Origin of the sequence: Cellulomonas flavigena DSM 20109, from assembly GCF_000092865.1 — a bacterium.
GTDB classification, from domain to species: Bacteria; Actinomycetota; Actinomycetes; order Actinomycetales; family Cellulomonadaceae; genus Cellulomonas; species Cellulomonas flavigena.
In genome coordinates, this window is the sequence record NC_014151.1 from 644,309 (window position 1) to 665,173 (window position 20,865).

General features: G+C 74.8%; 19 protein-coding genes. 9 read left to right on the forward strand and 10 right to left on the reverse strand.

What is annotated here, in order from left to right; translation table 11 throughout:
* The first annotated feature begins 166 nt into the window (after positions 1 to 166).
* From CFLA_RS03025 to CFLA_RS03050, 6 genes are all read left to right on the forward strand, one after another.
* The gene (locus CFLA_RS03025; protein WP_013115844.1) at positions 167 to 397 is read left to right on the forward strand and encodes a FeoA family protein; all 231 of its coding nucleotides are present in this window, start codon (positions 167 to 169) and stop codon (positions 395 to 397) included.
* Positions 394 to 2,316, forward strand: a complete 1,923-nt coding sequence (feoB, locus tag CFLA_RS03030; protein WP_013115845.1) for a ferrous iron transporter B — start codon at positions 394 to 396, stop codon at positions 2,314 to 2,316. The genes CFLA_RS03025 and feoB overlap by 4 nt, the downstream gene beginning before the upstream one ends.
* Positions 2,317 to 2,356: 40 nt before the next feature.
* Entirely contained in the window at positions 2,357 to 2,587 is a 231-nt protein-coding gene (locus CFLA_RS03035; RefSeq protein WP_013115846.1) for a hypothetical protein, read from the forward strand.
* 192 nt (positions 2,588 to 2,779) lie between these two features.
* On the forward strand, positions 2,780 to 5,773 hold the full coding sequence (locus CFLA_RS03040; protein ID WP_013115847.1) for an FAD-binding and (Fe-S)-binding domain-containing protein: 2,994 nt from the start codon (positions 2,780 to 2,782) through the stop codon (positions 5,771 to 5,773).
* Between the two features lie 58 nt (positions 5,774 to 5,831).
* Positions 5,832 to 6,302: a type II toxin-antitoxin system Phd/YefM family antitoxin gene (locus CFLA_RS03045; protein WP_013115848.1), complete on the forward strand. Its 471-nt coding sequence runs from the start codon at positions 5,832 to 5,834 to the stop codon at positions 6,300 to 6,302.
* A gap of 12 nt (positions 6,303 to 6,314) precedes the next feature.
* Positions 6,315 to 6,656 carry a hypothetical protein gene (locus CFLA_RS03050; RefSeq protein ID WP_013115849.1) on the forward strand — a complete coding sequence of 114 codons (342 nt, stop codon included), beginning with the start codon at positions 6,315 to 6,317 and terminating at the stop codon, positions 6,654 to 6,656.
* A 13-nt stretch (positions 6,657 to 6,669) separates the two neighbouring features.
* On the opposite strand, the gene CFLA_RS03055 is transcribed toward CFLA_RS03050, so the two are convergent.
* Positions 6,670 to 6,963, reverse strand: coding sequence for an MTH1187 family thiamine-binding protein (locus tag CFLA_RS03055; protein WP_013115850.1), 294 nt, complete (start codon positions 6,961 to 6,963; stop codon positions 6,670 to 6,672).
* A 256-nt stretch (positions 6,964 to 7,219) separates the two neighbouring features.
* On the opposite strand from CFLA_RS03055, the gene CFLA_RS03060 reads away from it, so the two are divergent.
* On the forward strand, positions 7,220 to 8,566 hold the full coding sequence (locus tag CFLA_RS03060) for a restriction system modified-DNA reader domain-containing protein (protein ID WP_013115851.1): 1,347 nt from the start codon (positions 7,220 to 7,222) through the stop codon (positions 8,564 to 8,566).
* Between the two features lie 22 nt (positions 8,567 to 8,588).
* Here the strand turns inward: CFLA_RS03060 and CFLA_RS03065 are convergent, their stop codons facing one another.
* The 7 genes from CFLA_RS03065 to CFLA_RS19700 form a co-directional block, all read right to left on the reverse strand.
* The gene (locus CFLA_RS03065) at positions 8,589 to 9,650 is read right to left on the reverse strand and encodes an alpha/beta hydrolase (RefSeq protein WP_013115852.1); all 1,062 of its coding nucleotides are present in this window, start codon (positions 9,648 to 9,650) and stop codon (positions 8,589 to 8,591) included.
* A gap of 3 nt (positions 9,651 to 9,653) precedes the next feature.
* The gene (locus tag CFLA_RS03070; RefSeq protein ID WP_013115853.1) at positions 9,654 to 10,613 is read right to left on the reverse strand and encodes a zinc-binding dehydrogenase; all 960 of its coding nucleotides are present in this window, start codon (positions 10,611 to 10,613) and stop codon (positions 9,654 to 9,656) included.
* A 326-nt stretch (positions 10,614 to 10,939) separates the two neighbouring features.
* The gene (locus CFLA_RS03075) at positions 10,940 to 11,662 is read right to left on the reverse strand and encodes a maleylpyruvate isomerase N-terminal domain-containing protein (protein WP_013115854.1); all 723 of its coding nucleotides are present in this window, start codon (positions 11,660 to 11,662) and stop codon (positions 10,940 to 10,942) included.
* A gap of 61 nt (positions 11,663 to 11,723) precedes the next feature.
* Positions 11,724 to 13,034 (reverse strand): homoserine O-acetyltransferase MetX, encoded by a 1,311-nt coding sequence (gene metX / locus CFLA_RS03080; protein ID WP_013115855.1) that lies wholly within the window; start codon positions 13,032 to 13,034, stop codon positions 11,724 to 11,726.
* 39 nt (positions 13,035 to 13,073) lie between these two features.
* The gene (locus CFLA_RS03085; protein WP_013115856.1) at positions 13,074 to 14,393 is read right to left on the reverse strand and encodes a bifunctional o-acetylhomoserine/o-acetylserine sulfhydrylase; all 1,320 of its coding nucleotides are present in this window, start codon (positions 14,391 to 14,393) and stop codon (positions 13,074 to 13,076) included.
* A gap of 289 nt (positions 14,394 to 14,682) precedes the next feature.
* On the reverse strand, positions 14,683 to 15,021 hold the full coding sequence (locus tag CFLA_RS03090; RefSeq protein WP_013115857.1) for a transcriptional regulator: 339 nt from the start codon (positions 15,019 to 15,021) through the stop codon (positions 14,683 to 14,685).
* Positions 15,018 to 15,665, reverse strand: a complete 648-nt coding sequence (locus tag CFLA_RS19700; RefSeq protein WP_013115858.1) for a hypothetical protein — start codon at positions 15,663 to 15,665, stop codon at positions 15,018 to 15,020. Before CFLA_RS19700 ends, CFLA_RS03090 begins: the two co-directional genes overlap by 4 nt.
* A 273-nt stretch (positions 15,666 to 15,938) precedes the next feature.
* On the opposite strand from CFLA_RS19700, the gene CFLA_RS03100 reads away from it, so the two are divergent.
* Positions 15,939 to 17,462: a C40 family peptidase gene (locus CFLA_RS03100; protein WP_148234271.1), complete on the forward strand. Its 1,524-nt coding sequence runs from the start codon at positions 15,939 to 15,941 to the stop codon at positions 17,460 to 17,462.
* An 18-nt stretch (positions 17,463 to 17,480) separates the two neighbouring features.
* On the opposite strand, the gene CFLA_RS03105 is transcribed toward CFLA_RS03100, so the two are convergent.
* Positions 17,481 to 18,107, reverse strand: a complete 627-nt coding sequence (locus tag CFLA_RS03105; RefSeq protein WP_013115860.1) for a DUF1349 domain-containing protein — start codon at positions 18,105 to 18,107, stop codon at positions 17,481 to 17,483.
* 258 nt (positions 18,108 to 18,365) lie between these two features.
* Between CFLA_RS03105 and CFLA_RS03110 the strand changes: the two genes are divergently transcribed.
* Positions 18,366 to 19,769, forward strand: a complete 1,404-nt coding sequence (locus tag CFLA_RS03110; protein WP_081449636.1) for a recombinase family protein — start codon at positions 18,366 to 18,368, stop codon at positions 19,767 to 19,769.
* 188 nt (positions 19,770 to 19,957) lie between these two features.
* Here CFLA_RS03110 and CFLA_RS19410 read toward each other — a convergent pair whose 3' ends face one another.
* A complete protein-coding gene (locus CFLA_RS19410) occupies positions 19,958 to 20,704 on the reverse strand; it encodes a rolling circle replication-associated protein (protein ID WP_425358348.1) in 747 nt (248 codons plus the stop codon).
* Positions 20,705 to 20,865 lie beyond the last annotated feature (161 nt).

A 20,865-nucleotide genomic window follows, 5' to 3' on the forward strand; every position in this document is an offset into this window, starting at 1 on the left:
TCTGGCCCCTCATGACGTGAGCGAGGTTCCGGTCGGCGGGGAGGGGCGTCGCCGACCGGAACCTGACTCACCTTCTGGCCCCTCATGACGTGAGCGAGGTTCCGGTCGGCGGGGGCGGGACTTCCGTCCCATGAGGTGAGGCTTGCCTCAGTCCTAGGTTCGTCGCGTGGACCTGCGCAGCGTGCCGCCCGGCGGGTCCGCCCGCGTCGTCGCCGTCGACCTCGACGACGGCCCGCGCGTGCGGCTGCGCGAGCTGGGCGTGCGGCCCGGCCGCGTCGTGCAGGTCACGCACCGCAGCGCGTTCGGGCTGGTCGTCGCCGTGGGCGCCGACCGGTTCGCGGTCGACGCGCGCACGGCCGCCGCCATCGGCGTCGGTGCGCACGACGGGCAGCCGTGAGCTGCCACGAGCCCGCCGGCGCGGGCACCACCACGACCGGCGCCCCCCTCGTCGTGCTCGTCGGGAACCCCAACGTCGGCAAGTCGACGCTGTTCAACGCGCTGACGGGCGGGCGGCAGCGCGTCGTCAACGCGCCCGGCACCACGGTCGAGCTCCAGACGGGCACCTGGCGGCTGCGCGACGACGGCACGTCGCACGTGCGCCTCGTCGACCTGCCCGGCACCTACAGCCTGCTCGCCCGCAGCCCCGACGAGCAGGTCACCGCCGACGCCGTCGCCGGGCGCACCCACGCCGGGGCCGCCGACCTCGCGGTCGTGCTGGTCGAGGCCGGCGCGTTGCCGCGCTCGCTGTACCTGCTGGCGCAGGTGGCGCGGGCAGGGTTGCCCGTGGTCGTCGCGCTGACGATGACGGACGTGGCACGGGCGCGCGGCGTCCACGTCGACGCGGCCGCGCTCGCGGACAGGCTCGGCGTGCCCGTGGTGCCCCTGCACCCGCGTGACGGCCGCGGCGCGGGCGACCTCGCGCAGGCCGTCGTGACGACCCTGCGCGGCGGCCGGGCCGAACCGACCGTGCCGCCCGCGGCCGACGACGCCGTGGACGACGCCGACGTGCTGTTCGCGTGGGTCGACGCGACCGTGCGTGCGGTCGGCGGGGTCGCGCCGGCGGGTGTCCGGACGTGGTCGGACCGCGCCGACCGGCTGCTGCTGCACCCCGTGCTGGGTGTACCCGTGCTGCTCCTGGTCACGTGGTTGCTGTTCCAGCTCGCGACCGCCGCGGCCGCGCCGCTCATGGAGGCCGTCGACGGGTTCGTCACCGGCACGCTCGCCGACGCGCTGGCCGCAGCCCTCGCCGGCCTGCACGCACCCGCGTGGCTGCACGGTCTGCTCGTGGACGGCGTCCTCGCGGGCGTCGGCACGGTCGCGACGTTCGCGCCGCTCATGGCGCTGATGTTCGTCGCCGTCGCCCTCCTCGAGGACTGCGGGTACCTGGCGCGAGCGGCGTTCGTGGCCGACCGGGCGATGCGCGCCCTCGGGCTCGACGGGCGTGCGCTGCTGCCGTTCGTCGTCGGCTTCGGCTGCAACGTGCCCGCGCTGGCCGCGGCGCGCACGCTCCCGCACGCCCGGCAGCGGCTGCTCGTCGGGCTGCTCGTGCCGTGGACGTCGTGCCCCGCGCGGCTCACCGTGTACGTCCTGCTGGCCTCCGTGTTCTTCCCCGCCCACGCGGGCACGGCGATCTTCCTCATGTACGTCGCGAGCGTCGGGCTCGTCGTGGGGGGCGGGTTGCTGCTGCGCGCGACGCTGTTCCGTGACCTGCGCCGCGAGCCCCTCGTGCTGGCGCTGCCCGCCTACCAGCGGCCACGGCTGCGGGCCCTCGCGGTGGCGACGTGGGTGCGGGTGCGCTCGTTCCTCACCAAGGCGGGACAGGTGATCGTGGTGACGCTCACCGTGGTGTGGGTCGCGCTGGCCGTGCCGGTGACCGGTGGGCACGCGGTCGGCGACGTGCCGGTCGAGGACTCGCTGTACGGACGTGCGGCGCAGGCCGTCGCGCCCGTCCTCGCACCCGCCGGGTTCGGGGACTGGCACGCGTCGGCCGCGCTCGTCACCGGGTTCGTCGCCAAGGAGGTCGTCGTGGGCGCCCTCGCGCAGGTGTACGCGGTCGACGAGCCCGACGACCCCGCGGCGGCGGGCGACCTGGGGGAGCGGCTGCGGGCGACGTTCACGCGGTCGTCGGGCGGGCACCCGCAGGCCGCCGCGGCCGCGTTCATGGTGTTCGTGCTCGCCTACACGCCGTGCCTCGCGACCGTCGCGGAGCAGCGGCGGCTGCTCGGGGCGCGGTGGACGGTGGGGTGCGTCGGCGGGCAGCTCGTGGTCGCGTGGCTGCTGGCGGTGCTGGTGTTCCGCGTGGGGGTGTGGCTGTGAGCGCCGGTGCGGACGTGCCGCCGCGACCGGAGGTGGGGCCGTGAGCCTCCTCGCGGACGTCGTCGCGGCGACGGGGCGCGGTGCCGGGCCGGCGACGGTCGCGCGCGAGCTCGGGGTCGACGTGGGGCTCGTCGAGACCGTGCTCGACCACGCGACGCGCGTCGGGCTGCTGCAGGCGTCGTCGGCGGCCCTCGGTCGCACCGGCTGCACCCCGTGCCCGCCCCGCGACGCCCGCCCGCCCGCCTGCACCGGCTGCCCCCTCACCCGCTGACCGACGCCTCCCTGCCACCGGCCGCCGAACAAGGCCTTCTGCCGGTCATGAGGACCCATGAGCGGCAGAAGGCCTTGTTCGGCGGGCGGACCGGTGGCTGAGGGGTGGCGTCGCCAGGGGCGTGAGCCGCGTGGGAGAGGTGGGCGTGGACCCGGTGCGCAGGTCCTAGGGGCGGGGTGGGAGACTTCCGCCGTGGCTGTGACGACCGATGCGACCGCTGTCCGGGACGTCGTGCACGCGCTGCGTGGCGTGGTGCGCGGGAGCGTCGACGACTCCTCCCGCCGTCGCGCCGAGTACTCCACGGACGCGTCGAACTACCGCGTCGTCCCGCAGGTGGTCGTGTTCCCGCGGGACACCGACGACGTGCTGGCCGCGCTGGCCGTCGCGCGCGAGACCGGGACGCCGCTGACGTCGCGCGGCGGTGGCACGTCGGTCGCGGGCAACGCGGTCGGCACCGGGATCGTCCTCGACTTCTCGCGCCACGTGAACCGCGTGCTGGAGCTCGACCCCGAGGCCCGGACGGCCCGCATCGAGCCGGGCGTGATCATGGCCCACCTGCAGAAGCAGGCAGCGCCGCACGGCCTGCGGTTCGGCCCCGACCCGTCGACGCAGGCGCGCGCGACCCTCGGCGGCATGATCGGCAACAACGCGTGCGGGCCGCGGGCCGTGGCGTTCGGCCGGACGGCGGACAACGTCGTCGACCTCGACGTCGTCGACGGCACGGGCCGGCGGTTCACCGCGCGCGCGGGCGCGGGCGCGCTCGACGTCGTCCCCGGCCTCGACGCCCTGGTGAAGGCGCACCTCGACGTCGTCCGCACCGAGCTCGGCCGGTTCCGCCGGCAGGTGTCGGGGTACTCGCTGGAGCACCTGACGCCCGAGAACGGCACCGACCTGGCGAAGATGCTGGTGGGCACCGAGGGCACGCTCGTGACGATCCTCGGCGCGACGGTGAACCTCGTGCCCGTGCCGTCGGCGCCCGTGCTCGTCGTGCTCGGCTACCCCGACATGCCCGCGGCCGCCGACGCGGTTCCCGCACTGCTCGCGCACCGGCCCCTGGCGATCGAGGGCATGGACTCGCGGCTCGTCGACGTCGTGCGGCGCGTCAAGGGTGCGGCGGCCGTTCCGGACCTGCCGCCGGGCGCCGGCTGGCTCATGTGCGAGGTCGGCGGGGAGACGCTCGACGAGGCGATGGCCACGGCCCGCGCGCTCGCGGCCGACGCCGCCACCGACGCCGTCGGCGTCTTCCCGCCCGGGCCCGAGGCTGCGGCGATGTGGCGCATCCGCGAGGACGGCGCCGGCCTCGGTGGGCGCACGCCGTCCGGTGAGCAGGCGTGGCCCGGGTTCGAGGACTCCGCCGTCCCGCCGGAGCGGCTCGGCGGCTACCTGCGCGAGCTCGAGGCGCTCATGGCCGAGCACCGCGTCGACGGTCTGGCGTACGGGCACTTCGGCGACGGCTGCCTGCACCTGCGCCTCGACGTGCCGATGCAGCGCTCGGGCGACCCGCTGCGCGCGTTCATGACGGACGCCGCGCACCTCGTCGCCAAGCACGGCGGCTCGCTGTCCGGCGAGCACGGCGACGGGCGCGCCCGCTCCGAGCTGCTGCCCGTCATGTACTCGCCGCGGGCCATCGAGCTGTTCGGGGCCGTCAAGGACCTGTTCGACCCGCAGGACCTGCTCAACCCCGGGGTCCTGGTGCGCCCGCGCCCGCTCGACGCGGACCTGCGCCGCCCCGCCGCGCGGTCCCTGCTCGCGGGCACCGGCTTCTCGTTCGCGCACGACGGCGGCGACATGACGACGGCCGTGCACCGCTGCGTCGGCGTCGGCAAGTGCCGCGCCGACAACCACGCCGCCGGCGGGTTCATGTGCCCGTCGTACCTCGCGACGAAGGACGAGAAGGACTCGACGCGTGGGCGGGCGCGCGTGCTGCAGGAGATGGCCAACGGGTCGCTCGTGTCGCGCGGGTGGTCCTCGCGCGAGGTGCACGAGTCGCTCGACCTGTGCCTGAGCTGCAAGGCGTGCTCGTCGGACTGCCCCGCGGGCGTCGACATGGCGCAGTACAAGTCCGAGGTGCTGCACCGGACGTACGCGGGCAGGCTGCGGCCGGTCAACCACTACGCGCTGGGCTGGCTGCCGCGGTGGGCGCGGCTGGTCACCGGGGTGCCGGGGCTCGCGGCGCTCGCGAACGCGGTGCTGGGTGTGCGGCCGATCGCGAAGCTCGTGCTGAGGCTGGGCGGTATGGACACGCGCCGCGAGATGGTCTCGTTCGCGCCCGTCCCGTTCCGCGCCTGGGCGCGGAACACCGGCAGGCGGTCGGGCGACGTGCGTGTCGTGGGACGCGGCGACGCGGACGCCGTCGCGCTGCCGGCGGCCGTGGTCGACGGCGACGGCGGACCGGGCTCGCTGACCGACGGGGTCGCGACGCCGGACGTCCCCGACGCCCCCCGCCCGCCCGTGCTGCTGTGGACCGACTCCTTCAGCGACACCCTCGCCCCCTCGGTCGCGCACGCGGCCGTCGCGGTGCTGCGCGACGCGGGCTACGACGTCCTCGTCCCCGACCACGACGCGTGCTGCGGCCTGACGTGGATCAGCACGGGCCAGCTCGACGGCGCCAGGCACCAGCTCCAGCACCTGCTCGAGGCGCTCGGGCCGTTCGCCGTCAACGGCATCCCGATCGTCGGGCTCGAGCCGTCCTGCACCGCCGTGCTGCGCAGCGACCTCGTCGACCTGCTGCCCGACGACCCGCGCGCGGTCGCCGTGTCGCGGGCGACCCGCACGCTCGCCGAGCTGCTCACCGCGCCCGCCCCCGTCGGCCCCGGCGACCGCTGGCAGGTGCCGGACCTGTCCGACGTCACCGCCGTCGTCCAGCCGCACTGCCACCACTACTCGGTCATGACGTGGACGGCCGACCGCCGCCTGCTCACCGAGGCCGGCGCGACGTTCTCCGCGCTCGCGGGCTGCTGCGGGCTGGCGGGCAACTTCGGCATGGAGAAGGGCCACTACGACGTGTCCGTCGCGGTCGCCGAGAACGCGCTGCTCCCCGCGCTGCGCGCTGCCGCCCCCGGTGACGTCTACCTGGCCGACGGCTACTCGTGCCGCACCCAGGCGGACCAGCTCGCGGGCGTCCAAGGCGTCCACCTGGCCGAGCTGCTGGCCTCCCGGCTGCCGGGCCGCTCCGCGGAGAGCTGAGATTCCCGGGGGCCTGGCGGCGATTACTTCAGAAGTAGTTCTGAAGTAATCTCGACGCATGCTGCCCGCGCCCGCATCACCCCGCCGCGACCGCGCGCAGAGCGTGCAGTCGTCCGAGCTCAGCCGGAACCCGTCGCGCGTGTTCGCCGCCGCCGAGCGGAGCCCGGTCGACGTGACGCGCCGCGACGGCGAGGACCTGGTCCTCATGTCGAAGCGCGAGGCGGACGCACGCGACGCGCTGCTCGGCATCGCCGTAGAGCTCATCGCCGTGGCCACGGACGACCGTGGCACGCTCGCCGAGCGCATGGCGGACCGCTTCCCGTGGATGCTCGCACTGGGCGCTGCCGACCGCGAGACATGTGCGCGAGAGCTGCTCGACTCTGCCCGGGCCTCGTCCGCGACCAGGCAGCCGCACCTCGCGGTCGCGACCCTGACAGCGTGGCGCGAGACGGCGAGCGCGCTCGCCGCAGGCCTCGAGGGTGGCATCGTCGACTGGTTCGACGAGCCGACCGCGGTCGGACGCCCCTGACCGGCCGGACGGGTGGCGAAGAAGTCGCCGGTCAGCCGGCCGACCAAGAAGACCGAGAACGAGATCCTCTTCGCGTCGTCGCAGGCGGCGAAGGGGTGGCGCGATCTCGTGGCGACGCGACGCAACGCGATGACGGACGCCCGGGACTTCCTCACGAGGACACCGACAGCGGTGACGCCGGCCAACGACCGGCTGAGAGGTGAGCTGGCCACGGTCAGCTATCACGGCACGACGTACGACCGGTGGCAGCACAAGCCCAGTCTGCGGGACGGCGCGCGTATCTGGTTCTTCGTCGACGGGCAGACCGTCCTCCTGGAGGACGTCCACACCGCGCACCCGAACGAGACGAAGTAGCCCCGGACTGACGTCAGTCGTCGAGGAGGGCCTCCACGCGGGCGACCTTGCCGTCGAGCTCACCCGTGTGACCCGGGCGGATGTCGGCCTTGAGCACGAGGGACACGCGGTGGCCGTGCGCGCCGACGGCCTCGGTCGCGCGGCGCACGACGTCCATGACCTCGTCCCACTCGCCCTCGAGCGTGGTGAACATCGCGTCCGTGCGGTTCGGCAGGCCCGACTCCCGCACGATCCGGACGGCGTCGGCGACGGCCGGGGACACGGACTCGCCCGCACCGAGCGGGGCGACGGAGAACGCGACGAGCATGCGCCCACCCTGCCGTCGGACCCTGCCGCGCGTCCACCCGGCCGGGGCGCGGGCGCCGCTCGCTGCCGGTCGCGCGTCCACCTGGCGGAGGATCACCTGAACGGCTGACCAGGACTGTGGTGGGACCCCCGTCGCCCGTCCGACGGGCTGACTGGGCCGCCCGAGTTGTGGGACAGTGTCCGGGCGACGTCGCACGCCGCGGATCGCGACGTGCCGCGTCCCGACCGCCCGCTGTGCACGGAAGGCCCGACGCGACATGCCCATCTTCGAGCTCGACGACGGCCGCCCGCGCCTCGTCCAGCCGATGCAGCCGCTCGCCGGGTCGTTCGCGCAGGAGGTCACCGCCCTGGTCACCCACCACCTCGCCGCCATCGCCGGGGAGCCGCTGTTCGTCGTGCGGGCGCGGGGCGCGTCCGACCGCGCGGACCTCCCGGAGCTGCTCGCGCTCGACGCGACCGGGCGGCCCGTCGTCGTCGACGTCGCGCAGGTGCTCGACGACGACGCGATCGTCGCCGCGCTGCGCCACGGCGGCGCCGCCGCGCGCATGACCACCGCCGACCTCGCCCGCGCCTACCACGCGGACCCCGGCCGGTTCGCGGCCGACTTCGCGGCGTTCCGCGAGCTCGTGCCGTTCGGTGCGGTGTCGGCCAGCCCGCGCCGCGGCGTGCGGCTGCTGCTCCTGTGCTCCGAGGTCGCCGCCGAGGCCACCGACACCCTGGGGTTCCTGCGCGGCAGCGAGCACCAGGTCGACGTCCTGCAGGTCGGTGTGGTCCGCGGCGACGAGCGCCGGCTGCTGGAGGTCTCGCCCCTCGCACTGCACGAGGGCTCACGCCGCACGGTCGAGCCGACGGCACTGCGGCTCGTGCGCTCGAGCGAGGCCTTCGCCACCGCGATGGCGTACGAGCCGGACCGCGCCCCCGGTCTGCCCGGCAACCGCAGCCGCTCCCTGCCGACCGGTGAGCTGCGCGCCGTCACGCCACCCGAGCCCACCGAGCCGCCCGCGCCCACGCCCATCGGCCGTCGGGGGACGGTCACCGAGCCGACGCCGTTGCCGTTCCGCACCGCCGGGCCCACGGCGCAGCCTCCCGACCAGCCCGTCGACGCCCCGCGACACGGCGGTCCAGGACGCCCCGACGTCACCGAGTGGCCCCGTGACGCGACCGCACCGCCGACCGCGTCGACGCTCGAGGGCCCGCCCACGCTCACACCCGTCGCCGGTCTGCGCGCAGCCGTCGTCGACGGCGCCGGGGCCCGCCCGGCCGACGCCGACGCGCCGACCCCGCCGCGTGGTCAGCCCGCCGCCACGACCAGCGACGACGTCCGCCGCCCGCCACGGCCCGACTGGCCGTTCCCCGAGCTCGCGATGCTCGCCAAGCGTCGCCGGGCCGTCACGACGCTCGTGTGGGTGCGTGAGCGTCGCGGTCAGCGCTTCGCGGCGCTGCTGCGGTCCGACGGCATGATCGAGCTGCCCGACGGCACCGTCACGCCCGACCCGGACGCGGCCGCTGCCGCACTGTCCGGTGTCGACGGGGTCGACGGCTGGCGCGCGTTCCGGCTCGGCGACGGCGGCCCGACGCTGCAGGAGGCGACGGGCGCGCTGTGACGCGCCGCCGTGAGGCCGCCGATCAGCCCCAGCCGTAGGCGGCGAGCCAGCGCGTCAGCTCGGCGTAGAAGCGCTCGCGCGCGGGCCGTGCGGACAGCGTGAGGTCGTGCATCGCGCCGGCGACGCGCACGGTCGTGACGACGGGCCCGAGCTGCACCGCGCGCCGGGCGATCGCCTCGGTGTCGAGCACGATGTCGGCCGAGCGCATCTCCTCGCTCCAGCGCGGGCTGATGAAGGTCTTGTCGGACAGGGCGGCGAGCACCGGCACGTCGATGTCCAGGCCGCGCGCCACCGCGGCGTGGCCCACGAGGACGGCGCTGAGCCAGCCCGCGCGTACGGGGAACGACGGTGTGGGTCGCCAGCGGGCGTCGACCGTCCAGTCCCCGCCCGTCGCGGCGTCGATGGTGCGCGCGTAGTAACCGGGGTCGATGTTGGGCAGCGGAGCCTTGGGGCTGAAGCGCGCGAGGCGGCTGACGGCGGGCGCGGACAGGTGCCGCGCGAGCGACGAGCCCTGCAGCTCGAGCCACGGCGAGTTCAGGACGAGCCCGCGCACCACCCCCGGGTGCCGCGCGACCCACAGGCTGAGCACGAGCCCGCCCGTGGAGTGGCCCATGAGCATGACGCGTGCGACCGGCCCGAGCTCGGCGCGGATCACGTCGAGCGCCGCACCGATCTCCTCGTCGTACGTGCGCAGGTCGTCGACGTACCCCGGGGTCTGGTGGTCGTGCAGCGATCGGCCGTACTTGCGCAGGTCGAGCGCGTAGAACGCGGCACCCTGCGCGTGCCAGAACCGCGCGAGCGGGGTCTGGAAGAAGTAGTCCGACCAGCCGTGCACGTACAGCACGGCGCGCGCCGGGCGGAGCGTCGGGTCCGGCAGGTGACGCACGAGCGTGGCGGTGACGCGGCCTTCGTCGTCGTCGGCGAGGTCCAGGCGACGGGCCTGGAATCCGTCGCCGAGCGCGTCCGGCCCCCAGTCCGTGGTGAGCAGCCCGCTGTCCCACGTGTCCGGCGGTGCGGGGTCTGCGGGTCCGGCGGGCGGCGTCTCCGCGGCCGCGGCACCCGCGTCGTCGCGCTCGTCCGCCACTGCTCAGACCTCGAGGACGATCTTGCCGACGTGCGCACCGGACGTCATCCGCGCCAGGGCGTCGGCGGCCCGCGCGAGCGGGTAGCGGGAGTCGATGAGCGGTCGCACGCCCGTGCGCGCGAGGAACGCCAGCACCTGCCCGAGCTCGTCGCGCGTCCCCATCGTCGCGCCGATGATGCTGATCTCCTGGAAGAACACCTTGGTGAGCGACGCGGGCTCCGGGTCGCCCGACGTCAGACCCGCCACGACGATGCGCCCGCCGGGCCGCACCGCGCGCACCGAGTGCTCCCACGTCGCGCGTCCGACGGTCTCCAGCACGACGTCGACGCGGCCGACCCGTGCGCCCGGCTCGACGGCCTGGGCCGCGCCGAGGGCCAGCGCGCGCTCCCGCTTGGCGGCGTCACGGCCGGTCACCACGATCTCGAGCCCCGCGGCCGCGCCGAGCTGCACCGCCGCGACCGCGACCCCGCCGCCCGCGCCCTGCACGAGCACCCGCTGCCCGGGCTGCGCCGCCCCGGAGCGGAACAGCATCCGGTACGCCGTGAGGTACGCGGTGGGCACGCAGGCGGCCTCGGCGAAGGTCAGCCCCGCGGGCTTGTCGACGAGGTTCCACGCGGGGACCCGCACCTGCTCGGCGAACGTGCCCGGGTAGCGCTCGGACAGGATCGTGCGCGGCTCGTCGCCCGGGACGTCGCGCCCGTCGGGCCCGCCGACCACCGCGTGCACGACGACCTCGCGCCCGTCGGCTGTGACACCGGCCGCGTCCGTACCGAGCACCATCGGCAGCTGCTCCGCGCGCAGGCCCACACCGCGCAGCGACCACAGGTCGTGGTGGTTGAGCGACGCGGCGCGCACGTCGACGCCCACCCACCCGTCGGGCGCGGCCGGTGCGGGGGCGTCCCCGACCTCCAGGCCGCTCAACGGGTCGTCGGGGGAGAAGGACACGACACGGGCCGACAGCATGCGGCAACGCTAGCCCCCACCCCCGCCCGCGACACCCCACCCCGCCGGACACCCCTCACCGAACACCCGCGAGAGCACACCCGCCCCCCACCGCGAGCCGTCGATCGTGCCCCGCCTCGTGGCGTGAGCCGTCGATCGTGCCCCGCCTCGTGGCGTGAGCCGTCGATCGTGCCCCGCCTCTCGGCGTGAGCCGTCGATCCGGCCCGGGCTGGATCGACGGCTCGCGGATGGGGGAGGCGGAGAGCGGGGTGGGCGGTCGGTTCAGGGGCTGGATCGACGGCTCGCGGATGGGGGAGGCGGAGAGCGGGGTGGGCGGTGACGCGTCCTCAGAGCAGCGGCAGCATGCGTCCCAGGTCGGGCACGGCGTCCGACGTGTACCGGGCCTGCAGCGCGAGCGCGAGCTCGTCGACGTCGTACGGGGCGCGCCCCGCGGCCAGCCGCACCCAGCGCCGCGCGTCGACGACCTCGAGGTCCCAGCCGCCGCGCGCCCGGACGATCGCGAGCAGCTCGTCGGCGACGAGCGCGAGGGCGCCGGGGTCGACGGGGTCGGCGACGCTGTCGCGCCCGCGTGCCCGGCGCACCGAGCGCAGCAGGTCGTCGCCGTGCACGACGAGCTCGACGACCCGCGAGACGACCATCGTCGACAGCCGCACCGGGCCGCGTCGCGCCTGCACGACGGGGTCGCCGGAACCCAGGGCGTCGAGCGTCGCGAACGCCGCCCGTGCGGACGCGGTCACGTAGCCGACGGGGTCCGTGGCGTGCTCCGCGGCGAGCCGGCGCGTCGTCTCCGCGATGTCCGCCGCTCGGTCCGGGTAGGTCCCCAGGTACTCGCCGAGCGAGAGCGGCACGGTGCCGGCGGGCAGCGGCGTGCAGTCGGCGAGCGCGTCCATCGCGCGGCCCAGGTGCGCCCACAGCTCGGTGATGCTCCAGCCCTCGAGCACGGACTCCTCGCGCCCGAGCCGGGGGTCGGCCATGAGACCCACCCAGTCGTGCAGGCGGTCCCACTGGGCGTGCAGGGCGGCGGAGGCGGCGGCGACGTCGACGGGCATGCGCACATCGTGCCGTGCCGGGCGCGCCGACGCGCCGCGACGCCCGCTCCCCGGACGGGTGTCAGCGCGTGCGGACGCCCTCACGCAGGAAGTCCGCGACGTGCCGCCCGACCTGGTCCTCCTCGATGAGGAAGCCGTCGTGCCCGTAGTCGGAGTGCACGTACCGCACGGGCCCGGCGCCGGGGATCGCGGCGGCGACCCGCTCGGACTGCGCCGGCGTGAACAGCCGGTCGGAGTCCACGGCGATGACGAGCGCACGCGCGGTGACCTGCCCGAGCGCGGCCTCGACGCCGCCGCGGTCGCGGCCGAGGTCGTGCGTGATCATCGTGCGCGTCAGCGTCACGTACGAGTTCGCGTCGAAGCGCCGGGCGAGCTTGTCGCCGTGGTGGTCGAGGTACGACTGCACGGCGAACCGCCCCCCTTCGAGCGGGTCCTCGGCGCCCTGCGGGATCCGGCCGAAGCGGGTGTCGAGCTCGACCGAGGACCGGTAGGTCTGGTGCGCGATCTGCCGCGCCAGCCCGAGTCCCACGTGCGGCCCCTCACCGTCGGGGGCGTCGTAGTAGTCGCCGTCGCGGTAACGCGGGTCGGCCTGGATGGCGGCGAGCTGCGTGTGGAACCCGGCGATCTGGTCACCGGACGTCTGCGCGCACGTCGCGATCGCGGCGATCGCGTCGACGCGGTCGGGTGCGGTGGCGGCCCACTCCAGGACGCGGTGCCCGCCCATGGACGCGCCGATGACGAGGGCCCACGAGTCGATGCCGAGCAGGTCGGCGAGGCGGACCTCGGCCGCGACCTGGTCGCGCACGGTGAGCAGCGGGAACCGGCCGCCCCACGGGCGGCCATCGGGCGCGGTGGAGGCGGGGCCCGTCGAACCCTGGCAGCCGCCCAGCGCGTTGGGTGCGACGACGAACCAGCGGTCGGTGTCGATGGGCGCGCCCGGGCCGACCATCGACTGCCACCATCCGGGCGTCGGGTGCCCGGGGCCGGCGTCGCCCGTGACGTGCGAGTCGCCGGTCAGCGCGTGCAGGACGAGCACGGCGTTGCTGCCGTCCTCGTCGAGCTCGCCCCACGTCTCGTAGGCGAGGCGCACGGTCGGCAGCCGGCCACCGGACTCGAGCTTGAGGGGCCCGAGGTCGGCGAACTGCCGGCGGCCCGGGTCGTCGCCGTCGCGCCACGCGGCGGTGGCGGGCACCGGGGGGCGCTGGGCGGGCGGGACACGGCTGCCGAGCGTCGCACCGCGGCGGGCGCGCCGCCCGACGAGCGGGTCCGGCACGCCGACGTCGCCCGACCCCGCACCGGGGTACGCACCCGGCATCGCTCGCCGGTCGGGCGTGCGGTCGGGGGCGTCGGTGCGGGGGTCGGGCTGCGTCATGTGCCGGAGGCCTCTCGTCTCGGGTCCGTCAGCAGGGTCTCAGGCGCGCTTGGCGGCGCGGAAGCCCGCGTCCAGGTCCGCCAGGATGTCATCGATGTGCTCGATGCCCACGGCGAGACGCACGAGACCCGGCGTGACACCGGACTTGAGCTGGTCCTCGGGGGTGAGCTGCGAGTGCGTCGTCGAGGCGGGGTGGATGACGAGCGAGCGCACGTCGCCGATGTTCGCGACGTTGGAGTGCAGCTCGAGCGCCGAGACGAACGCCTGGCCGGCCTCGGTGCCGCCGTCGAGCTCGAACGCGAGGACCGCACCGGCGCCGCGCGGCGCGTACTTCTGGGCGTTGGCGTGCCACGGGCTGGACTCGAGGCCCGCGTAGTGCACGACCCGGACGTCGTCGCGTGCCTCGAGCCACCGCGCGACCTTCTCCGCGTTGGCGACGTGCCGCTCGACGCGCAGCGACAGCGTCTCGATGCCCTGCGCGATGAGGAACGCGTTGAACGGGCTGATCGCGGCTCCGAGGTCACGCAGGAGCTGCACGCGCGCCTTGAGGATGTACGACAGGTTCACGCCGAACGCGCCGCCGACGCCGAGGTCCCGCGCGAACACCAGGCCGTTGTACGACGGGTCGGGGGTGTTGTAGTTCGGGAAGCGGTCGGGGTGCTGCGCGAAGTCGAAGGTGCCGCCGTCGACGATCACGCCGCCGATCGCCGAGCCGTGCCCGCCGAGGTACTTGGTCGCCGAGTGCACGACGACGTCGGCGCCCCACTGCAGCGGGTTGACGAGGTACGGCGTGGCGACGGTGTTGTCGACGACCAGCGGGACGCCGTGCTCGTGCGCGACGCCCGCGACGAGCTCGATGTCGAGGACGTCGGACTGCGGGTTGGGGATGGTCTCGGCGAAGAAGAGCTTGGTGTTCGGGCGGACCGCGTCGCGCCACGCCTGCGCGTCGTGCGGGTCGGTGACGAACGTCGTCTCGACGCCGAGCTTGCGCAGCGAGTGCTCGAGGAGGTTGTAGGTGCCGCCGTAGAGGCTGGGGGACGCGACGACGTGGTCGCCGGCCTCGGCGACGTTGAGGATCGCGAACGTCGTGGCGGCCTGGCCCGACGCGAGCAGCAGCGCACCGACGCCGCCCTCGAGGTCCGCGATGCGGTTCTCGACGACCTCGGTGGTCGGGTTGCCGATGCGCGTGTAGATCGGGCCGAGCTCCTTGAGCGCGAACCGGTCGGCGGCCTGCTGCGCGGAGTCGAAGACGAACGACGTCGTCTGGTAGATCGGCAGCGCGCGGGCGCCGGTCGCGGCGTCGGCGGTCTGGCCCGCGTGGATCTGGCGGGTCTCGAAGCTCCAGCTCTCGTTGCTCATGGTGTGCTCCTCGCCGGCGCTGCCGGTGTTGCGGTGGGTAGGGGACTGTCACCGAGGAGCGCGCCGTCGACGCCCTCCCCGCGGGGGTCAGGGGTGGCGCACGTGCCGGGTCCGGGGCTGCCGCGGTACCTGCGCCCCTCGACGTGGGGCGGGTGCTGCGCGCGGGCAGGCGTGAACGTGCGCCGGGTCAGCGACACATTCGGAGGGACATGTGCAGGAGGCTACGACGCCCGTCCCACTCTCCGACACATGCGTCTCGCCATGCAAGATGGGAGGCGCCAGGGAGTGGTCAGTGGGTGTCGCCCGACCGCAGCTCGGCGGACGACAGCAACCGCCGGAGCAGCTCGACCTCCGTGCGCAGCGCGCGTCGACCCGTGCCGGTGATGCGGACCCACGTCCGGTTGCGCCGGCCGTCCGAGCCCTTGCGCACCGTCACGTGCCCGGCCTCGACGAGCACGGCGAGGTGCCGGCCGAGATTGCCGTCGGTCAGCGCGAGGGCCGACTTCAGGTGGCTGAAGTCGGCCTCCCTGGTCTCGTTGAGGATGGCGAGGATCCCGAGCCGCGCACGCTGGTGGACGGTCTCGTCGAGGTCGGCGAGCGGGTGGCGTGCCCCGCGGTCGTCCGTCACGGAGCGGGGGCCGGGGCGCCGGCGAGGACGCGGCGTTCGCGCTGCCGGGCCCTGGCAGTCATCACCGCGAGCCCGACCAGGAGGAGCGCGAGAACCGTCTGGGTGGGCCATGGGCCGAGGAATCCCGCGTGGTTCTCGAACGTACCGAGGGCTGCGAACGGACTCACGGCCATCAGGACGAGACCGGTGACCCACAGGCTCGGCTCGCGCAGGCGCGTGCCCAGGACCAGCAGGCCGAGCCCGAGGAAGAAGGCGGCCCCGAGGAACGTCACGGCGAGCAGGCCCCAGGGGAAGGTGGCGAGCAGCGCTGCTGACACCAGGGCCATGACTCCCCAGCCGTCGCGGCCGGGTCCGATGCCCGTGAGCCGTCTCCGCACGGCGGAGACGGTCCACAGCACGAGGTAGACGATCAGTGGGAGCAGCGGGAGCAGCGTGCGCGGGTCGTGCGCGACGACGTCCCAGCCGCCGCCCGACCACTCCGTCTCCGTCGTGCGCGCCAGGCGCACGAGGAACAGGACGTCGAGCGCCAGGACGAGTCCCAGCGCGAGCGTGTGGACGAGCAGCGGCGTGGACACGGCGTGACGTGCGGCGCGCTCCCGGCGGGCGAGCTGGTCGACGTACGCGGGGAGCGTCTCGGAGGACATGCGCCGAACTCTGTCAGGCAGAGCAAGAGGCGTCAACGCTCCGCCTCGCAGAGTCCGTCGACAGCGCCGGGGCGCGGAGTGCCGCGTCGGCGCGCGACGCGTCCGACGACGGGCAGGCGGGGGCCGGCGACCGAGGTGCGCGACCCTGGTGGAACGTTCACCCGATCGGCCGCGGCGGTCTGTCCGGGTTGCTCCCGAACCACAACGGTGTGACTTCTGGGACGTGTGTGACAGGTGTTCTCTTGTGGGAAACCCACAGGTAGCGTGCCCAGCGTGCGTGACGCAGGCGTGACACCCGAGGCCCGACCGACCCCCCTGGACGGCGCTGCCGCGGCGTGCGCGCGCGCCTCCCGGCGCCCCGTCGCGCGCGGGGTCGCACGCCGCCTCGCGGTGCTGCCCGTCGGCCTGCTCACGCTCGGTCTCGTCGTCTCCCCGGCCGCCGCGGCACCGTCCGCCGACGACGTGCGCGACGCCCGCGCCGCGGTCGGCCGCGCGCAGCAGTCGGTCGCCCAGATGGAGGTCCGGCTCGCCGAGCTCGCGGCCGCCGCCGAGTCCGCCGAGGTCGCCGTCCAGACCGCCGCGGAGTCCTACACGCAGGCCGTCGCCGACGCGGACGCCGCACGGGCCCGCGCCGCGGACGCCGCCGAGCGCTCCGCGACCGCGGCCGACCAGGCCGAGGAGGCGCGTCGCAAGCTCGTCGCCCTGGCGCGTCAGCTCGCGCGCACCGGCGGGTCGACCGAGCTGCTCGAGGCCGCGCTGTCCGCCGACGGCTTCCAGGACGTCGCGCGCCGCACCACCGCGCTCAACCAGGCCACCGGCAAGGCCGACGAGGCCGTCCAGGAGTACCGCGCGACGCTGCTCGTCGCCGCCACGATGGAGCGCCGGTCCGCCGCGGCTGCGCAGACCGCGCAGGACGCCGCGCGGGCCGCCGAGGGTGCGCTCGACGACGCGCAGCGCGCCCAGGAGGACGCGGACGCGTCCTTCAGCGCCGGTCAGGCCGAGCGCGAGGGCCTCATCACCGCGCTCGCCGCCGCCCGGCAGACCAGCGCCGAGGTCGAGCGCGCGCGCCAGGACGCGATCGACGCCGAGCGCCGTGCTCGCGCCGAGGCCGCCGCGCAGGCCCAGCGCACCCAGCCCGCCGTCCCGGCCGCGCCCGCGGCGACGGGTGGCGCTCCGGCGGCCCCGAGCCGTCCGTCCCCGGGCACCGGGTCGTCGGGCGGCGGTGCACCGGCCCCCGCTCCGGCTCCGGCTCCGGCTCCTGCTCCGGCCCCCGCGCCTGCGCCCGCTCCGGCTCCGGCTCCCGCGCCGGCACCTGCACCGGCGCCGGCTCCCGCTCCGGCTCCCGCTCCGGCTCCCGCTCCCGCTCCGGCTCCCGCCCCCGCGCCGTCCGCGCCGTACGGCCTGGGCACCGGGACGTCGCGGGGCTCGGCCGCGGCCGGCGCCGCGGCCGCCGCGTGGGCGCAGACGAAGGTCGGCATCGCGTACGTCTACGGCGGTTCCGGCCCCGACGGCTACGACTGCTCGGGCCTGACGAGCCAGGCGTGGCGCGCCGCGGGCGTGAACATCAACCGCACGTCGCGCGACCAGTACAAGCAGGTCCTCAAGATCAGCTACGACCAGCTGCGCCCCGGCGACCTCGTGTTCTGGGGCAGCAACGCCTCCGACCCCAACTCGATCTACCACGTCGCGATGTGGGTGGGGAACGGCCAGATCATGGAGGCCTCGCGGCCCGGCGTGCCGCTGCGCGTCACGTCGATGCGGTGGTCCGGCACGATGCCGTACGCGGGGCGCCCCTGACCCTCGGCCCTGACCGGCTCAGGACCCGTCGCGCAGCTCGCCCAGTCGCGTCGTGGCGAAGCTGATCCGGTCGAACTTCACCGCGCACCCTTCACCGGTGGGGGACTGCCCTTCGAAGCCGATCGCGGCCGAGCCTGCAGGGTCCACCAGCGCGAAGTGCCGGATCATCCGCCACAGTGTCCCGTCCAGCGACGCGTGGTACGCGTATGCCTGACCGATCCGGGAGACGCGCAGCCACACCTGGTTCCCGTCGACCGCGAAGGCGTTGGCGTCGTCAGACACCCCCCGGGTGACGACGGAGACGATCAACGCCTCCCCGTCGGGTGAGTACTCGAAGCACAGCTTGCCCCAGTGCCGCTCGTCGACCCACAGCAGCAGGACGCCCGCGTCGAACGTCGCGGCGAAATCCACGGTGACGCGGGCGCTGAGCTGGAAGTCCCCGGCGGGCGGCGTGCCGAGCAGGGTGGCGGCATCGAGGACCGCCTCGGAGTCGGACGAGATCCCACCGCGCGGGTCGATGAAGATGTCGGTGCGCGGTGCGCCGGTCACGTGCACGTCGCCGGACGACTCGTCCACCACCCACGACGAACCGGGCGACGGGGTCAGCGCGAAGGGCACGCCGGGGACGTGCAGCGGTGTCGTCATGTGAACGCTCCTGGGTCGTGGCTGGTCAGCCGGTCGTGAGCCCGCCGACGACCTCGACGCCGGTGCCCTCACCAGCATCGCACCGGCCGCGCGATCCTGGAGCGGCGTGCCTCGCTGCCGGTGCGACCCGCACGTCGGCGGCGGCGACGGCGTCCTCGACGACCGCCCATCCGCTGATCGCGGAGTGCGACGGCAACCACGCTCTCGCGCTGAGGTGCCACCAGAGTCGCCTTGCCCACTAGTAGCTACTGTGCCCTCATGACGACGAGGCGCGCGGTGGCGCTGTACGCCCGGATCTCCCAGGACCGCAGCGGCGACGAGGCTGGCGTGACGCGGCAGTTGAAGGACTGCCGCGCGGAGGCCGAGCGGCGTGGGTGGACGGTGGCCGAGGAGTACGTGGACGACGACGTGTCGGCGTACTCGGGCAAGCGGCGCCCGGCGTACGAGCGGATGCTGCGGGACATCACCGAGGGTCGGCGGGATGCGGTGGTGGTGTGGCACATGGATCGGCTGCACCGACGGCCAATCGAGTTGGAGCAGTTCGTTGCCGTGTGTGACAAGGCGGGGGTCCGCGACCTGGTGACGTTGTCGGGCGAGGTCGACCTGACGAACGGTGACGGCCTGTTGCTGGCGCGGTTCATGTCCGCGGTCGCGGCTCACGAGTCGTCGACGAAGCCGCGGCGGCTCAAGCGAAAGGCGTTGGAGATCGCCGAGACGGGTCGCCCGACAATGGGCGGGCGACGGCCGTTCGGGTTCGCCGAGGACCGGATCACGCACGAGTCGAGCGAGGCCGCCGCGGTGCGGGAGGTGGCGGCGCGGTTGCTGGCAGGGGAGAGCCTGACGTCCGTTACGACCTGGATGCAGGAGTCGGGCGTGCCGACGGTGTCCGGTGCGCCGTGGCGTACGCACTCGGTGCGCCAGGTGGTGACCAACCCGCGGATGTGGGGGATGCGAGTCCACCAGGACCAGGTGATCGGCGAAGGAACGTGGGAGCCGATCTTGACGCCGGAGCAGGGGGAGCGGCTGCAGAGGCTCCTGCTGGACCCCGCGCGGCGCACGAACCGCACCGCGCGGCGCTACCTGCTGTCGGGGATGCTGACGTGCGGGAAGTGCGGAGCGCGGATGGTCTCAGCCCCCCGCGAGGGCGTGCGCCGGTACGCCTGCCGGACCGGCCCCGACCAGCGCGGGTGCGGCGGCATCTACGTCGTGGCCGACCCGCTTGAGCGGCTGGTCGCCGAGGCCGTGCTCCAGCGCCTGGACAGCCCGCAGATGCATGACGCACTGACCGGCAATGAGCACGACGACGCAGAAGTCGCGGCGCTGGCTGCCAAGGTGCAGGACGACGAGCGGCGTCTGCTGGACCTGGCCGACATGTTCGCCAGCGGGGAGATCGAGCGCGTCGGCATGAAGCGCGCCCGCGAGCAGATCACCCCGCGCCTGGAGGCGAACCGGCGCGCACTTGCGGCGGCGAACGGTCGCGATCAGGTGGTCGAGTACGCCGGTCGCGGTGCCGAGCTGCGTGAGGCGTGGGACGGGCTGGACCTGTCGCGGCAGGTGGCCGTGGTCAAGGCGGTGCTAGCCGGCGCGACGGTACTGCCGGCGACGCAGCGTGGCCGGCGTGGGTTCGATCCCGGGCGCGTCGTCCCGGACTGGCGGGCGTGACGCTGCGGGGACGAGCGGGGGCGTGCTCGGCGCTGGCGCGCCGTGCGCGCGCCTCCACCCGTTCCCCGTGGCGAGCATGACCGCCACGTCGGCGAGCACGGTCGTGTCGGTGACCTTCTCCGGTAGGCCCTGTGCTGCGGTCGTGGCGCGCACCCAGGCCGCGATGGTGGCCGGATCGATCGATGACGTCAGCGCCACTGTGCCCACACCGCCGGAGGCCGGTCCCAGTCGGCGACGTCACCCGACCACCAGAATCGTTCGGGGTCGGCGTCCATCGCCTCGCACGCTTGGTCGAGCACGTCATCAAGGCTGCGTCCGCGGATCGTGACCTTCTCCGGCTGGAAGCCCTGGGCGACGTCGTACCGATGCAGCCCCAGCACCCGTGCGGACGGGTCTGAGAACGTCTTGGCGACGTACTTCGACAGGTAGCCCGCGGCGCGGCGCGCTTCCTCACGCGGACCGGACCCCACGGGCATGCCACCGAGCAGCTTGATGTGGACGAACCCGCGACCCCACGCTTCCTCGATAAGGGAGCGCGGGACGTACCGGCCGACAGCGAAGTGCACGTGCAGGCCGTGCCCGGACTTGTGCCACTCCGGCACCCACACGTACGCCAGTCGCTCGCCGTCGAGCCCAGCGCGCAGCGCACGGAAGAACTCCCCGACGTCCGCCCGCACCTGGCGCGAGTCATGGCAGCCCTCGCCTCGATAGGTCAGGGTGCCGAGCCGGTTCAGACGGTTGGCGGCGCAGTAGCGGCGCAGCTTGCCCCGGGCGCGTCGCCCGGCCTCACGCGCAGCGCGGGATGGATCGGTGGCCTCACCGGGGGCGACGCGTGCCGGTGCGCGTCGCGACGAGGCCAGGACGGTGCCGCCGCCTTCGGCAGCATCCGGGTACAGCGAGAACGACCAACCAGTGGGTGGAAACAACGAGACCACTCCGCGCACACGAGACGACCAGGGACGCTGCGCGCGTTCGTTGTCTCGTGTGGTGCGGCGGGCTGACCGGCAGGGTTCCTGGGGCGACCCTGATCGACCCGTCGCTGGCATGTGTCTCGTTGTGGTCCCAGGACGCAGTACGTGCACCAAACCACAGCCGT